This window comes from Kluyvera sp., from assembly GCF_965301105.1.
Window position 1 is genome coordinate 15,527 of record NZ_CBDKZX010000052.1, and the last position, 14,531, is coordinate 30,057.

The 14,531-nt window shown below is 52.6% G+C and carries 15 protein-coding genes; 11 read left to right on the plus strand and 4 right to left on the minus strand.

What is annotated here, in order from left to right; genetic code table 11:
* Positions 1-51: 51 nt before the first annotated feature.
* Positions 52-1,200, plus strand: coding sequence for a lactaldehyde reductase (gene fucO / locus ACW14G_RS16085; protein WP_163447334.1), 1,149 nt, complete (start codon positions 52-54; stop codon positions 1,198-1,200).
* Positions 1,197-1,511, plus strand: a complete 315-nt coding sequence (rhaM, locus tag ACW14G_RS16090; protein WP_163447335.1) for an L-rhamnose mutarotase — start codon at positions 1,197-1,199, stop codon at positions 1,509-1,511. Before fucO ends, rhaM begins: the two co-directional genes overlap by 4 nt.
* A gap of 107 nt (positions 1,512-1,618) precedes the next feature.
* Here rhaM and ACW14G_RS16095 read toward each other — a convergent pair whose 3' ends face one another.
* Positions 1,619-3,016 carry a carbohydrate porin gene (locus ACW14G_RS16095; protein ID WP_167577204.1) on the minus strand — a complete coding sequence of 466 codons (1,398 nt, stop codon included), beginning with the start codon at positions 3,014-3,016 and terminating at the stop codon, positions 1,619-1,621.
* A 535-nt stretch (positions 3,017-3,551) separates the two neighbouring features.
* Positions 3,552-3,764, minus strand: a complete 213-nt coding sequence (locus ACW14G_RS16100; protein WP_163448697.1) for a YdgH/BhsA/McbA family protein — start codon at positions 3,762-3,764, stop codon at positions 3,552-3,554.
* 326 nt (positions 3,765-4,090) lie between these two features.
* On the opposite strand from ACW14G_RS16100, the gene ACW14G_RS16105 reads away from it, so the two are divergent.
* The 7 genes from ACW14G_RS16105 (at position 4,091) to ACW14G_RS16135 (ending at position 11,802) form a co-directional block, all read left to right on the plus strand.
* On the plus strand, positions 4,091-6,694 hold the full coding sequence (locus ACW14G_RS16105; RefSeq protein ID WP_419057199.1) for a sigma 54-interacting transcriptional regulator: 2,604 nt from the start codon (positions 4,091-4,093) through the stop codon (positions 6,692-6,694).
* Between the two features lie 172 nt (positions 6,695-6,866).
* Entirely contained in the window at positions 6,867-7,349 is a 483-nt protein-coding gene (locus ACW14G_RS16110) for a PTS sugar transporter subunit IIA (protein ID WP_249022526.1), read from the plus strand.
* Positions 7,346-8,524 carry a glycoside hydrolase family 88 protein gene (locus ACW14G_RS16115; RefSeq protein WP_249022527.1) on the plus strand — a complete coding sequence of 393 codons (1,179 nt, stop codon included), beginning with the start codon at positions 7,346-7,348 and terminating at the stop codon, positions 8,522-8,524. The genes ACW14G_RS16110 and ACW14G_RS16115 overlap by 4 nt, the downstream gene beginning before the upstream one ends.
* 12 nt (positions 8,525-8,536) lie before the next feature.
* Positions 8,537-9,034, plus strand: a complete 498-nt coding sequence (locus ACW14G_RS16120) for a PTS system mannose/fructose/N-acetylgalactosamine-transporter subunit IIB (RefSeq protein ID WP_223803596.1) — start codon at positions 8,537-8,539, stop codon at positions 9,032-9,034.
* An 11-nt stretch (positions 9,035-9,045) separates the two neighbouring features.
* Positions 9,046-9,846 carry a PTS mannose/fructose/sorbose/N-acetylgalactosamine transporter subunit IIC gene (locus ACW14G_RS16125; protein ID WP_135370586.1) on the plus strand — a complete coding sequence of 267 codons (801 nt, stop codon included), beginning with the start codon at positions 9,046-9,048 and terminating at the stop codon, positions 9,844-9,846.
* Positions 9,839-10,681 carry a PTS system mannose/fructose/sorbose family transporter subunit IID gene (locus tag ACW14G_RS16130; protein ID WP_167577209.1) on the plus strand — a complete coding sequence of 281 codons (843 nt, stop codon included), beginning with the start codon at positions 9,839-9,841 and terminating at the stop codon, positions 10,679-10,681. The genes ACW14G_RS16125 and ACW14G_RS16130 overlap by 8 nt, the downstream gene beginning before the upstream one ends.
* Positions 10,682-10,725: 44 nt before the next feature.
* Positions 10,726-11,802, plus strand: a complete 1,077-nt coding sequence (locus ACW14G_RS16135) for a serine hydrolase domain-containing protein (protein WP_249022528.1) — start codon at positions 10,726-10,728, stop codon at positions 11,800-11,802.
* Positions 11,803-11,847: 45 nt separating this feature from the next.
* On the opposite strand, the gene ACW14G_RS16140 is transcribed toward ACW14G_RS16135, so the two are convergent.
* Positions 11,848-12,060, minus strand: coding sequence for a YdgH/BhsA/McbA family protein (locus tag ACW14G_RS16140; protein ID WP_163448697.1), 213 nt, complete (start codon positions 12,058-12,060; stop codon positions 11,848-11,850).
* 130 nt (positions 12,061-12,190) lie between these two features.
* Here ACW14G_RS16140 and ACW14G_RS16145 point away from each other — a divergent pair, with 130 nt between their 5' ends.
* Both ACW14G_RS16145 and ACW14G_RS16150 read left to right on the plus strand, forming a co-directional pair.
* Positions 12,191-12,703, plus strand: a complete 513-nt coding sequence (locus ACW14G_RS16145; protein WP_163448698.1) for a Crp/Fnr family transcriptional regulator — start codon at positions 12,191-12,193, stop codon at positions 12,701-12,703.
* Between the two features lie 23 nt (positions 12,704-12,726).
* Complete coding sequence (locus ACW14G_RS16150; protein WP_249022530.1) at positions 12,727-13,272, plus strand: YgjV family protein; 546 nt, start codon at positions 12,727-12,729, stop codon at positions 13,270-13,272.
* Here the strand turns inward: ACW14G_RS16150 and fdhD are convergent.
* A complete protein-coding gene (gene fdhD / locus ACW14G_RS16155) occupies positions 13,239-14,033 on the minus strand; it encodes a formate dehydrogenase accessory sulfurtransferase FdhD (protein WP_411908132.1) in 795 nt (264 codons plus the stop codon). The genes ACW14G_RS16150 and fdhD overlap by 34 nt on opposite strands.
* Positions 14,034-14,531: the final 498 nt, after the last annotated feature.

The window sequence follows — 14,531 nt, forward strand, 5'->3', positions numbered from 1 at the left end:
CTCCCCGAAGGGAATACGGAATTAAACAAGATAGGTATCAAGGAGAACACCATGAGTTTTATGTTAGCACTGCCAAAAATCAGCCTGCACGGTGCGGGCGCAATTGCCGATATGGTTAACCTGGTTGCCGGGAAACAGTGGGGTAAAGCGCTGATCGTTACCGACGGCCAGCTGGTGAAACTGGGCCTGCTGGACAGCCTGTTTACCGCGCTGGATGCGCATAAAATGTCTTACCACCTTTTCGATGAGGTTTTCCCCAACCCGACCGAAGAACTGGTGCAAAAAGGTTATGCCGCGTACCAGGCGGAATCCTGTGATTACATCATCGCCTTCGGCGGCGGCAGCCCAATCGACACCGCGAAAGCGATTAAGATCCTGACCGCTAACCCAGGTCCATCTACCGCCTACTCAGGCGTGGGTAAGGTGCTGAACGCGGGTGTACACCTGGTGGCAATCAACACTACCGCCGGCACCGCCGCCGAGATGACCAGCAACGCGGTCATCATCGACACCGCCCGCCAGGTGAAAGAAGTTATTATCGACTCAAATATTATTCCGGACATCGCCGTGGACGATGCCAGCGTGATGCTCGATATTCCTGCTTCGGTCACCGCAGCAACCGGTATGGATGCCCTGACCCACGCGGTTGAAGCGTATGTTTCCGTTGGCGCGCACCCGCTGACCGACGCCAACGCGCTGGAAGCGATCCGTCTGATCACCCTGTGGCTGCCGAAAGCCGTCGACGACGGTCATAACCTGGAAGCGCGCGAGCAGATGGCCTTTGGTCAGTATCTGGCGGGGATGGCATTCAACAGTGCCGGTCTGGGCCTGGTACATGCGCTGGCGCATCAGCCGGGCGCAACCCACAATCTACCGCACGGCGTGTGCAACGCCATCCTGCTGCCGATCATCGAAAACTTTAACCGTCCGAACGCGGTGGCGCGCTTTGCCCGCGTCGCGCAAGCGATGGGGGTCGACACCCGCAACATGAGCGACGAAGCCGCCAGCATGGAAGCCATTAACGCCATTCGTCAGCTGAGCGCGCGTGTTGGCATTCCTGAAGGTTTCAGTAAACTGGGTGTCACCAAAGAAGACATCGAAGGGTGGCTGGATAAAGCGCTGGCAGACCCTTGCGCGCCTTGCAACCCGCGTACCGCCAGCCGCGATGAAGTTCGCGAGCTGTACCTGGAGGCATTATGATCCGTAAAGCCTTTGTGATGCAGGTGAACGCCAACGCACACGAAGAGTACCAGCGCCGCCACAATCCTATCTGGCCGGAGCTGGAAGCTGTGCTGAAAGCGCATGGCGCGCACCACTATGCGATTTATCTCGATCAAGCACGCAACCTGTTGTTCGCCACCGTGGAGATTGAGTCTGAAGAACGCTGGAATGCAGTGGCCAACACCGACGTATGCCAGCGCTGGTGGAAATACATGACCGAAGTGATGCCGTCTAATCCGGATAATAGCCCGGTAAGTGCAGAGCTGAAGGAAGTGTTTTACCTGGCGTAATTCGATGACCTACCCGTAGGACGGATAAGGTGCTGTGCTTATCCGTTCTACAATAAATTATGCCGTATAAAAGAGAAAGGCCCCTTTTTCCAGAGGCCTTTGTTGTTTTAGAAGTAGTATTTGAAGCGAACGCGCGCGCCGTAACGATCGTCGTCTGAGGAAATCTTCTCATCACTCTGGATTTTAGAGTAATAGGTACCCAGATAAATATTAAAGTTCTGCATATTCATTACGTTTTTAATCCAGTAGGAAGCATGAACGGTATGAATATCGTAGGTACCTTCTTCCTGAATAATGCAGTCGTTATCGCAGACTACGCCATTAAAGTCGCTAATCTTGTTATGCGCATAAATATAACCGACTTCAAAGTTCTTCCACCAGATATTAGTGGCCGCAGTAAAATCGTCTTCATTATTCGCATCTAAATAGGCGGTATTCAGGTTAAAGATAACGCCATTATCGGGATCAGTTTTGGTATTATCCCAGGTCATGGTTAAACCATAACCGGTACGATCAGACTGATCGACAAACTCGCCTTTGCTGTTGGTATAACCGTAAGCATTGTTGACCACGTTCGATTCCATCGCCGCAGAGAACGAGAGCTCGGACGTCGGTTTCCAGTTCACGACCGGGCGCAGATAGACCACGTTTTTATCGTTTTCCATCTTACGACCATGATAGGTGCGGCCATCCGTCTGAACGTTATCACCGTCGGCAAACAGGGTAGTACCGTCTTCAATCAACGAGTTCAGTTCGAAGTACCAGTTATCAACCTGCTTGCTCATCAGGAAGTTGCCGCCCGCATCGGAACGACCGCGGCCTTCTTTCATCATATAGATATAGCCCTGACCGTCGGTGTACAGGTCGTTGGCGGTATTACCAGAATGCTCGACGAAGGTATCCTGGTTGAGCGGGAACATATCGGCGGCTTCAAAACGACCAACCTTAATTTTCCAGTCGTTTTCTTCACCGAAGTGGAAGTATGAATCATCGAGGTTCATGCTGCCGTACATATCAGCCAGCGGCTGGATGGAGAAGCCAGCGAATTGGCCGTTATCCAGCTTCCGCATGCCGTCAAAACCGATCAGGATACGGCCATCCATATCCCACGTCCCGATAGATTTATCTTCATTGAGCTTGGTCAGCGTGCCACGGCGGCTCTCGCCATCCATGTTGAATTCCACATCGCCGTAGATTTTCAGGTCGCCATACCCGGTCAGCTGAAGATTGGGCATCGTGGCGTTTTTCTTCGTCTCTTCCACAGGGGTCTGGCCGTTTACCGGCGTATTGCCCTGCGCTGTCTTAATTTCTTTAATCTCTGCTGCCTGCTGCACCTGCAGGTCCTGAACTTTTTGTTCAGCCCGATCGGCGCGGCTTTCTGCGGCTTCCAGACGAGATTCTAACTGTTCCAGTCGCTGTTCCAACGTCATCTTCGTTGTTTTAGCGAAACCGGTATTGGCCACTAATAATAATCCAATAGCAATAGCTAGTGTCGATTTCTTCATTATTTACTTTCCTTGAAATAAATAACTACCTGGAAATCCCAAAAGAGATTTCACGCGCATTTGTATAACGGTGATGAATGTTTTATCATCCACTCAATAAAGGACATCAACCTTTAAAAAAAAGACACATTTCTTAATAGGCGGAAAAACACTAGCTAATATTCTTTAGCGCGTAAATAAGGGTCTTTGAAAGATCGTGAGCGAGATAACACTGAAAGAGAATAAAAGAGGAGTGCCGGATATTATTTATAATAAATAACCAATAGAAAAGACAAACAAATAGAAATTAAACATTATTTAAATAATATAGTTTATAGTGGTAGATAAAGAATTATATATACCTTCATCGCTGTACACTCAGTTTTGCTCTACCACCAGCACGCAGCCCTGCGTCACAATATATGTTCAATCGAACCCGGCGAATGGGGATGGAAGAGACGATCCGCACCCGGCGGACAGGTGGCAAGTCACGTCGCCTGGCAGGCAGAAACGAAAAAAGCGCCCCAAGGGCGCTCTTTCGACAGTAGCTAATGGCTTATTTAGTCAGTTCAGCGGTCATATGCACGCGGTTACCGGTGTAAGCCTGGGTAATTTTGTAAGAGCTGGCGCCCGCTTGTTCAGCCTGAGCGGCAATTTTCGCTTCCGCGCCGTCGATGGTTGAGGCGGTTGCGGTCACTGTTTGCGCAGCGAAAGAACCAAAAGAAGCGGCCAGAGTCATAACTGCGACAAAAGTTTTGATGCTTTTCATGATATAAACCCTTTAATTTAGTTGTTTGGATAAGGCGTGTTGCCTTGATGAGATAAATATTAGGTCACATCTCTATCAACTAAAAGCGGAGTAATTTGTCGTTATTGTTCAAAATTTTTGACACGACATTTATCGCCTGTTACCGCTCCTCCCCGCAATGATTTCCATAATAAAAACAACGGTCGATCACGATCACATTCCGATTAAAACAAGGTTTTACTTTCCTGAATAAACGAGGAAAGTATTAAGTGTCTAATAACAATATTAGTGTCTAGTGTCTAATTTATTTCGACGCTATTTTCTACTCTATGCAGGACATTGAATAAATGGCGCTGTCAGCAAAAGAAAAACTGTTCCATAAAATACTGACCCACTATGCGGAAAGCCCTTCAGGATTCACGGCTCAGGACTGCGCCGACTTTATGCAGGTGAACCGTAGCGTAATTAGCCATTATCTGAACAGGCTCTGCGATGACGGTCGCTTAAGTAAGGAGAATACCCGGCCGGTACGATTCTTTGTCCAGCGTAACGGGGCACCCACATCCTCGTCGTCCCGATTAGTGTCGAAAAAGACCGATGCCTTTATGCCGTTGATCGGTGCGCAAGGCAGCCTGGCTGAAGCCATTGCGCTGTGCCGCTCGGCGGTAGACTACCCAGGCGATGGCTTACCGATTTTACTCTCGGGGGAGAGCGGCGTAGGGAAAAGCCACCTCGCCTCACTTATCTACCAGTACGCTCTGGAACGCGGTGTCATCGCCGCCGATAAACCCTTCGTCGAACTGAACTGCGCCGATTATGCCAATAACCCCGAGCTGCTTTCCGCCACGCTGTTCGGCTATACCCGCGGCGCGTTCACCGGCGCAGATCGCGATAAACGCGGCGCGTTTGACGACGCCGACGGGGGTTTCCTGTTCCTGGATGAAGTACATCGCCTGTCTGCGGAGAATCAGGAGAAGCTGTTCCTGTTTATGGATAAAGGCTATTTCTACCGGCTGGGCGATAACCGTACCCGTCACCCGGCTTCGCTGCGTTTTATCTTTGCCACCACCGAAAATATCGATACGGTACTGCTCAACACCTTCCGCCGCCGCATACCGGTGCGGGTGACGCTCCCCAATTTTATTTCACGTCCCCTGACCGAGCGGATTGCCCAGGTGAATCTGTTCCTGCGCCAGGAAGCGATCAGTCTGCGCAGGGATATTCATCTGGATAATCAACTCATGCACCGGCTTGTCACGTCGCCGGTGCGCGGCAATATTGGCGAGCTGAAAAATCAGGTCAAAGTGATGTGCGCCAGCGCCTGGAGCGATAATCGCGATGCGGACGTCATCGCACTACACAGTGCGCACCCTAGCGGAGAAATGCTGGTCATCTCCGCCGGCAAACAGGCAATCGAGCCGGATATCAACACGCTGCTACCCAAAGCAATGCACGATGACATCATTTTTCGCGAGTTTTGCCACAGTGGCAACGTCATGCTGTTGAACCGCAAAATTGAAAACCTGCTGACCACGGTAAACGGCGTTGTCTCTCAGGAGGCGCTGTATAGCGGTTACGTCTGGCAGAACACCATGCACGCCATCAATGAGCTGGAAAATCTGACCGGTGTTCCCTGTGGACAGGATATCCGCAAAGCTATCTGGCTATGCCTGACCTATGCGTTACACACCCCTATACACACTGAGCAGGTCGATGAACTCCAGACCATTGCCGACTATGTCTCCGGGAAGGCGCGACTGCTGGCGGAAGAGTGTATCAGTCTGCTGGCGAAACATGTGGTCAACACGCCTTTGCCGCTGTTGCTGCCTTTACTTAGCTGCATCTTCCATTCTCTGGCAGGTGAGGATTCGCCAATCCAGGGCATTATCGTCTCTCATGGGCGCTCCACCGCCTCAAGTATTGCCGGTATCGCCAACCAGTTAACCGGCGGTTACTACTTCAAAGCCTTTGATATGCCCAACGCCACCTCTACCCGTGAAATTATTGACCTGTTGATCGCTCACCTGTCGCGCCTCAGGCAGGGCGACGGCCTGATAATCCTCGTCGATATGGGGTCGCTCAAGGAGATCTACGAAGAAATTAAACTGCATCTGCACGGCGAACTGCTGGTGATTAACAACGTCAGTACCGCCATGGCGCTGGATATCGCAGCTAAGATTCAGGATAAGCTGTCTATGGAGGCGATTATCGAGGGGGCAAAGGGTGCGTATGACGTGGAAACGCGCTACTACGCTGGAATGCTCCCAGGCAATAAAATCATTATCTCCTGCATATCTGGCGAAGGCATTTCGCGCAAGCTGAAAGATATTGTCCAGCGCTACCTGGTACAGGATGAGATCGATATCCTCACGATGGAATATGACGATCTGAAATGGAAAATCGCCCGCGCCGACCCGGCATTGAACGGCACGCGGCTGATCATTACAACCACCGATCTTGAAGCGGGTTATATCCCGCTGATTAGCGTTGAACAGCTGATTAAAGAAAAAACCCAGGTGCTAAAACGCGACTACTTCAACGGCTTGCTGATGGACGGCGGGCTCGAACCCATGGTCGAGGAAGTGGTGAAGTTGTTTACCGTTGAGGGCGTCGCCAGCCGCCTGAATTTCCTCAACCCGGTGGTGATTATTGATGAAGTAGAAGCTGTGATTAAACAGTATGAAGCGTTCTACAAAATTCATTTTGAAAGCTATCTACGCATTAACTTATTTATGCACATCGCGCTGATGATTGAACGCGTGATGGTCAACAACGGCGTTCGTCATCGTGAAGAGGCGGAACTGACGCTGGAGCAGCAGGCCTTTGTCGCCGTGCATGACACCTTCTTCCAGGCGCTAAACCGTAAGTACAACATCACGCTGCCGCTCACCGAGGTGCTGATGATTTATGAAATCATGGAACCGTGGATTGCGGCCGACTCCCTCAGCTAAATGCGCTGCCAGCGCAGGCTGGCAGACGCTTCGACACTCCCCTTACAGCCGTTTTCGACACGATTACAACGTGCAGACACTACATTATTTACTAATAAAATCATAAAGATAAAAACATGGCACGGCGATTGCAATATTCTCAACAGATACCAAAAAAACGAAGGAATACGCAATGCGAGAGATGTACATCGCAACCCACGGGCGCTATGCAGAAGGGATAATCTCGGCGCTGAACCTGCTGGTTGGCGACGATCACGGCGTAACACCCATTTGCGCCTACTGCGGCGAAATTGGCTCCACAGCCGAACTGGCGGTGCGCTTTGAGGCCCTCGCCCAACAGACGCTCAGCCAGGAAAAAGAGCTGGTGCTATTTACCGATATGCCCGGCGGGAGCGTCAACAACACCGCCGTACAGATGCTGGTCAAATACCCGCATGTTCATGTTATTAGCGGCGCCAATCTGATTATGCTGATGGAGTTCTGTCTCTCTGAACATACCGATACTCCATCACGCCTGCAGGACGCCATCATCGCCGCCAGCGGCGCGATGCAGTACATGAACGTGCAGCCAGAAATTATCGCCGCTCGCCAGACCATACAGCCAGCCGTTGACGATGATATCGACGACTTTTTTGCCGCGGAGACACAGCCATGACCGTTGCGCTGGAAACGCTCGACAGCCGCTATCTTGCACCACAGCCGTGTTTAGACTCGCGCTGGCTGAGCGAAGCACTCCGCGAAGTGCTTGCCAAAGTTGACGAGATGATGCCGCGTTTTACCACGACTTTTCCCGCAGCCAGCGCGACTGATGGTCACTACCCGGCAGTAGAGAAGGTCGACTGGACCGAAGGATTCTGGACCGGCATGCTGTGGCTGGCCTGGGAAGTCACCGGCGATGATAAATACCGCACGGTGGCGGAGGGCCTGCTCGACAGTTTTGAAGAGCGCCTCGATAAGCAAATTAAAGTCGATACCCACGACCTGGGTTTTCTCTATTTGCTCTCTTGCGTTAACGCATGGAAGCTCACCGGCAATCTCCGCGCTCGCAGCCTGGCGCTACGCGCCGCAGAGCTACTGTACCGCCGCTTTAATGAAACAGCAGGCGTGATTCAGGCCTGGGGCGATCTCAACGACCCGGCGCGTCAGGGTCGCATGATTATCGACTGCAATCTCAACGTGCCGTTACTGTTCTGGGCCGCCAACGAAACGGGCAATGCCGAGTGGCGCGAAGCCGCTACGCGTCATCTGGCGCAGGCCGCTCGTTATCTGGTTCGTGAGGATGCTTCCAGCTTCCACACCTTCTACATGGACGTGCACAGTGGCCAGCCGCTGCGTGGTGATACTCATCAAGGGTTTAGCGATAGCTCCTGCTGGGCACGCGGCCAGGCCTGGGGGATTTACGGCTTTGCGCTGGGATTCCGTCATACCGGCGATACCACTCAGCCAGAGCTGGCGCGGAAGCTGGCGCACTATTTTCTCAACCGTCTGCCGGAAGATTTTGTCTGCTACTGGGACCTAATCTTCACCCCGCAGGACAACGCTCCGCGCGATACGTCTGCCGCCGTAGTCGCCGCCTGCGGTCTGGCGGAGTTGCTGACGCTGCTGCCGCTAACCGATCCACTACGCCCCGCCTATAACAACGCCATCGAACTGATGATGCGCAATTTACGCGAGCGCTATTTTGCCCACACGCAGGACGGCCTGCTGCGTGAAGGCGTTTATAACTTTGGCCGCAACATGGGCATTAACGAACCTAACCTCTGGGGCGATTACTTCTATTTCGAAGCCCTGGTTCGCCTTTCCCGCGTCTGGACACCCTACTTTTGCTAACTGGAGCTACACATGATTTCTTTAGTACGAATTGACGATCGCTTGATTCACGGCCAGGTTGCCGTGGTCTGGACCAAGCACCTCGGCGTAAACCGCATCCTGGTCGCCAACGATCAGATAGTGAATAACGAAGTGCAGAAGATGTCGCTGCGCATGGCGGCCCCTGATACCGCCAAGTGCGCCATTATGGCGGTCAAAGACGCAGGCGATATCCTCAATGACCCGCGCTCCGAGGCCATGAAAATTATGGTGATCGTTAACAATGCCGCCGACGCGCGTCGACTGGTCGAGCAGGTTGAGGGGATAAAAACCCTGAACGTCGCCAACTTTGGGCGCATTACCGACAATCTGGCGGCGAAAAAACGCATTAGCGACACCGTGTACGTTACACCGGAAGATGTCGCCGATTTTCATGCCATCGCCGCACGCGGCGTGAAGGTGGAATACCAGGTTCTGCCATCTCATCCGGTGAAAAACCTGATTGAGATGCTGGATAACGCTGCTAGCTAAGCGAGGTCGCTATGTTAACGTCTGCACTGCTTGTCGCGCTGGTGATGTATATCGCCAAGTTCGCTGACCACACGTTAGGCCAGCCGCTGATTGAACGGCCGCTGATCTGCGGCGCGATGGTCGGCTTTGTGCTGGGTGATTTTCAGCAGGGGATCATCATCGGCGCGACGCTGGAACTGATTTTTCTCGGCACCATCACCATTGGCGGCTCGGTACCGGCCGATCTGGCTGTAGGCTCGGTTCTGGCAACCGCCTTTACCATTTTGACGAAAGCGGAACCTGCCGTCGCCGTCGCGCTTGCGCTGCCCATCAGCCTGCTGGCGGTCTTCGTTTACCAGGTTCTGAAGCTGGTTTATACCGCGCTGGTCGAGAAATATGACGCCTTGCTTGAAGAGGGGCGCGACCGCGCCGCGCTCGGCATCACGCTCGGGATGACAATGTTCTACGGCGTGCCGTTCGCGGTGCTGGCCTTCTTCGGCATTCTGTTCGGCACCGACGTGATCCGCAGCCTGGTCGAAAGCATTCCGGATACCGTGATGCGCGGGATGACGGCGGTGGGCGGTATTCTGCCTGCGTTGGGCTTCGCCATCTTGTTAAAGGCGCTGTGGAACCGAAATATTGCCGCATTCTTCTTTATCGGCTTCGCCATGGCGGCTTATCTGCAACTGCCGATTATGGGCATCGCGATTATCGCCGCTTCCGTTGCCGTTTATCTCTGCTTCAACGAATTCAACCAGTTGAAAGCCAATAAACACGCCACCACTGCCGCAAGCGCGTCGGTTGATGATAAGGACGGGTTCTTCAATGACTGATATCCACAACAGCGCAGTAAGCGCAGGCGACGACAGCAAGAACGAAAAAAAGATGTTCCGCCAGCTGTTCTTCCGCCAGTTCCAACTGCTGGGCTCCATGAACTTCACCCGAATGGAGGGGTTGAGCTACGGCTGGATTCTGGCGCCGCTGCTCAAGAAAATCTACACCGGCAACCCGCACGGTTACGTGGAGTCGCTAAAACGTAACAGCCAGTTCTTCAATACCAACCAGCATCTGGCGCCATTCATTATGGGCCTGACGCTATCGATGGAAAAAGAGAACGCCGCGAACCCTAATTTTGATACCTCCAGTATTAACGGCATCAAAGTGGCTTTAATGGGGCCGTTCGCGGGCGTCGGCGATTCATTCTTCTATGGCGTGCTACGCATCATCGCCACGGGGATTGCTATCGGCCTGGCCTCACAGGGAAACCCGCTAGGGCCACTGCTGTTCCTGCTGATTTACAACATCCCGAGCTACCTGCTGCGCTACTACGGCGGGGTAATGGGCTACCGGCTAGGTTCGAAGTATATCGCCGAAGCCACGCAGTCCGGCTTGCTCTCGTGTATCACCAAAGCCTCAGCCATGATGGGTCTGATGATGGTAGGCGCGATGAGCGCCAGCATGGTGAAATTTACCACCACCTTTAAAACCACCATCGCCGGACAGCCTTTCGTATTGCAGGAGATCCTCGACAAAATCTGCGTCGGGCTCATTCCGCTGCTGCTGGTGTTGGGATGCCTGAAGCTGTTGAATAAAAAGGTGAGTCCAAACAAGGTGCTGATTATGCTAATCGTCTTTGGCTTTGCCGCCGCAGGCGTTGGGATTATTTAACCGCGGCCCCCATTATTGGGGGCCTGTTAACAACAGGATATCCAATGAAGAAAGCGCTCACCTGTTGTGCGTTAGCGTTGGCTCTCACAAGCCTGAGCAGCATGGCAAAGCAAGACAAAATGGCAGTAATCGATCATCAAATCGCGTCCTGGGTCGCCCAACACAACTACTCAGGCGCGGCGATTATTATCGTTAAAGATGATAAGCCCATTTTTGAGAAATATTACGGCGGCTACACATCACAGACTGAGGTTCATATTGCTTCGGCAGGGAAATGGCTGGCTGCCGCAACTATCGCCTCTCTCGTTGATGACGGCGTCCTTTCCTGGGACGATCCGGTCAGAAAGTGGTTACCTGCTTTTACCGACTCCAAAGGTGATGCCACCCTACGCCAACTCTTTTCACATACCTCAGGCTACCCAGACTATCAGCCTGCCAATAAGCCAGAAGATCACTATCAAACGCTGACAGAATCCGTTGCTCATATTTTACCCCTGCCATCCGTTAACCCACCAGGCACGACATTCAATTACGGTGGACTCGCGATGCAGGTGGCTGGGCGCATGGCTGAAGTCGCCAGCGGAAAATCGTGGGAATCTCTGTTTCAGGAACGTATTGCCCAACCACTCGGTATGACCCACACCGGATTCACCCCAGTGAGTGAGGAGCAAGGATTTAGCCCAATGCTCGCCGGCGGGGCAAGAACAACGCTTGCAGACTATCGACGCTTTCTCCAGATGATTGCCCATAATGGGCAATTTGAAGGCCGGCGAATTCTGAGCACAGCAGCGATTACCATGATGCAGAGCGATCAGCTCCAGGGCGCTAAAATTTTGCCTGGCGCGGTCAATCGCTATGTGCAGGATGTTCGGGGACAAGCCCGGAATGATATCTATGGACTTGGCGAATGGCGGGAACAGGTCGACAACCAGGGCCGTCCGCTACTCATCAGTAGCCCAGGTTGGGCGGGCAGCTATCCCTGGATTGATAAGACCGATAATAGCTATGGCGTAATATTGGCAAAAGTGAATCTGTCGGTGGCACACAAAACAGGTTTTAATAGTTTTTATGCTGGACCGCAGCTTATTCCAGCTATTCGCGAGGCGCTCGCGACCCAGTAACGAAAAAAGCGCCCCAAGGGCGCTCTTTCGACAGTAGCTAATGGCTTATTTAGTCAGTTCAGCGGTCATATGCACGCGGTTACCGGTGTAAGCCTGGGTAATTTTGTAAGAGCTGGCGCCCGCTTGTTCAGCCTGAGCGGCAATTTTCGCTTCCGCGCCGTCGATGGTTGAGGCGGTTGCGGTCACTGTTTGCGCAGCGAAAGAACCAAAAGAAGCGGCCAGAGTCATAACTGCGACAAAAGTTTTGATGCTTTTCATGATGTAAACCCTTTAATTTAGTTGTTTGGATAAGGCGTGCTGCCTTGATGTGATAAATATTAGGTCACATCTTGATCAACTAAAAGCGGAATGATTTGCATTTGTCTTTCAATTTTTTTGAGATAACGATATGCAGCTGAATCAGCAGTTACTGACGAGTCGTAAAAAGTCGCAGAGCGCGGGCGCCTGGCTGCTGCATCAGGGCGAGGTGCAAAGCCATTTTTACTATTTACATCAGGGTGTTGTGCGGGCGGTTTATCACTCCGATCGGGGCGTGGAGCGCGTAAAAGAGTTCTATTTCCCAGGGGAATGCTGCTTTTTATACCTTAACTGGCTGACGGCAACGCCGGCGGATTATAGTCTGCAGATGGTCACCGCGGGCGAAACCAGTGACATTCCGCTCTCCTTTTTCGAGGCTGCTGAAAACCAGGAGTTCAAGATGCAACTCCTCATTCAGCAGTTGATCTACAAAGAAAAGAAGGAACAGATGCTGTTGCTCAACACGCCAGAACAACGCTACCGCTACGTCCAGACTCAGTTCCCACACTGGGAATCACAGCTAACGCAACGGGATCTCGCTAGCTATATCGGTATCACCCCCGTGAGCCTTTCACGTATTCGCCAGCGTCTTAACAAAAGTTAACGCGAGGCCGCCTTAAGCCCATTATGGTGAAGCCATTGATTTGCGAAATGGCTGCCGTGATGACCACTTTCCTGTTTTCCCAGATACTTGCAAGCGTCAGCTTTGCGCTTGATATTACTGCTTTTCATTTTCATCGTCGGGCGAAAACGCTGACGGTACTAGCCTGCTCCACCGGTCTGCTGGCATGGCACTTTTATCTTCTACAACAGCCCGTTGCTGCCGTGTTGATGGCGATTGCGGCCTGCCGCTTTGCGATCGCTGTCGTTACGCTTCGTCTGTGGGTGATGTGGGGGTTTATGGTGGTGTCGATAGCCTGTAGCGCCTACTTCTGGCAGGGAATAGCAAGCCTGCTGCCGCTGATGGGTAGTCTGCTGATGACCTTTGCCGCGTTTCAAGGTCAGAGCGCCAGGCTACGCGGATACACGCTATGCGGCAGCGTTTGTTGGCTACTGAACAACATAATGGCGGGATCGCCGGTCGCTGCGATCATGGAGCTCGCGTTTTCAGGCAGTATTCTGCTGGCGGCCTGGCGGCATTACTCCGCAACCAGACGTTCCGGATGGGTATAAATCGTCGCTCTTCCCGGCTTACAGAAGCCCACCAGCGTCAGATTGCAGCGTTCAGCCACTTCGACCGCCAGCGTTGTGGCGGCAGAGACGGCGAACAGAATTTCGACGCCGCACATCGCAGACTTTTGCACCATTTCATAGCTGGCACGGCTGGAAACCAGCGCGGCTCCCTGCTGCCACAGCGCGCCTTCTTTCGCGCGGCGCCCCAGCAGTTTATCCAGCGCCACGTGACGACCGACATCTTCATGGCCGCCCACCAGCTCGCCGGAGGGCATAATCCATGCCGCCGCGTGCGTACAGCCCGTTTCACGGCCAACGGGCTGGACGTCATCTAAATGCCTGAGCGCGTAATCGAGATGAGCCAGATCGAACGTCTGGCTGAAGGGCAGCGGTTTTATCGGCCTGCCAATATCGTTGAGTTGCTCAACGCCGCACACGCCGCAGCCCGTACGACCAGCCAACGCCCGACGACGCTCTTTCAGCCCCATAAAGCGGCGGCTGGAAAGCTCGATGCGAACCTCCATGCCATTACAGGCAGGGACAACATCCATACCGAAGATTTCCCGGGGATGTTCAATGATGCCTTCCGACAGCGAAAAGCCGATCGCAAAGGCTTCAAGATCTTTTGGCGTCGCCATCATCACGACGTGAGAGATGCCGTTGTAGACCAGCGCAACGGGAACTTCTTCGGCAAGAATATCCTGTGTGGGTTGCATAATTTGTGGCCTTCTGAAGACGGTACGCTCGGCTGCGCCAACCAGCTGTAACGAGGGCTCGACTTCATCTTTAACATTAAACACGGCAAATACTCTGAACGGCGTAAAAATAAGGGGCGTCTATTCCATCACAACATCAGGGAATTGAGGCTTATTATGGATCAAGTTTGTGGTGCAATAACGCACAATCTTGATTTATTTCGCCGCACATTGCGCCAGACCGGCCGATTAATCCCTTATGGTTAAAGTCATTGAGCACGCGCCCAGGTGAGATTTGATTTCGGCTAAATTGCGATCGATATCACAGTTCAATGTTAATGCATACAAAATCAATTCACCTGCCATTAACCGCGTTAGAACAAGCCTACCGATAATGTGGTATTCTGGATCAAAGCCCTCCTGGAACTGAGGGCATCGTATTATTCAGCATCTTTGCCGCCATCTGGCGAAGAACAACTACAAGCAATGACAATGTCGAAACAAGGAGTGAACCATGCAGGTCAGCAGAAGGCAGTTCTTTAAGATCTGCGCTGGCGGTATGGC

What these genes read in the sequence shown, in the direction of transcription:
- ACW14G_RS16095 (WP_167577204.1), bottom strand. Translation starts at nt 3,016, where the DNA reads ATGAAGAAATCGACACTAGCTATTGCTATTGGATTATTATTAGTGGCC.
- ACW14G_RS16105 (WP_419057199.1), top strand. Translation starts at nt 4,091, where the DNA reads ATGGCGCTGTCAGCAAAAGAAAAACTGTTCCATAAAATACTGACCCAC.
- fucO (WP_163447334.1), top strand. Translation starts at nt 52, where the DNA reads ATGAGTTTTATGTTAGCACTGCCAAAAATCAGCCTGCACGGTGCGGGC.
- ACW14G_RS16110 (WP_249022526.1), top strand. Translation starts at nt 6,867, where the DNA reads ATGCGAGAGATGTACATCGCAACCCACGGGCGCTATGCAGAAGGGATA.
- ACW14G_RS16120 (WP_223803596.1), top strand. Translation starts at nt 8,537, where the DNA reads ATGATTTCTTTAGTACGAATTGACGATCGCTTGATTCACGGCCAGGTT.
- ACW14G_RS16130 (WP_167577209.1), top strand. Translation starts at nt 9,839, where the DNA reads ATGACTGATATCCACAACAGCGCAGTAAGCGCAGGCGACGACAGCAAG.
- ACW14G_RS16125 (WP_135370586.1), top strand. Translation starts at nt 9,046, where the DNA reads ATGTTAACGTCTGCACTGCTTGTCGCGCTGGTGATGTATATCGCCAAG.
- ACW14G_RS16100 (WP_163448697.1), bottom strand. Translation starts at nt 3,764, where the DNA reads ATGAAAAGCATCAAAACTTTTGTCGCAGTTATGACTCTGGCCGCTTCT.
- ACW14G_RS16115 (WP_249022527.1), top strand. Translation starts at nt 7,346, where the DNA reads ATGACCGTTGCGCTGGAAACGCTCGACAGCCGCTATCTTGCACCACAG.
- ACW14G_RS16150 (WP_249022530.1), top strand. Translation starts at nt 12,727, where the DNA reads ATGGTGAAGCCATTGATTTGCGAAATGGCTGCCGTGATGACCACTTTC.
- ACW14G_RS16140 (WP_163448697.1), bottom strand. Translation starts at nt 12,060, where the DNA reads ATGAAAAGCATCAAAACTTTTGTCGCAGTTATGACTCTGGCCGCTTCT.
- ACW14G_RS16145 (WP_163448698.1), top strand. Translation starts at nt 12,191, where the DNA reads ATGCAGCTGAATCAGCAGTTACTGACGAGTCGTAAAAAGTCGCAGAGC.
- ACW14G_RS16135 (WP_249022528.1), top strand. Translation starts at nt 10,726, where the DNA reads ATGAAGAAAGCGCTCACCTGTTGTGCGTTAGCGTTGGCTCTCACAAGC.
- rhaM (WP_163447335.1), top strand. Translation starts at nt 1,197, where the DNA reads ATGATCCGTAAAGCCTTTGTGATGCAGGTGAACGCCAACGCACACGAA.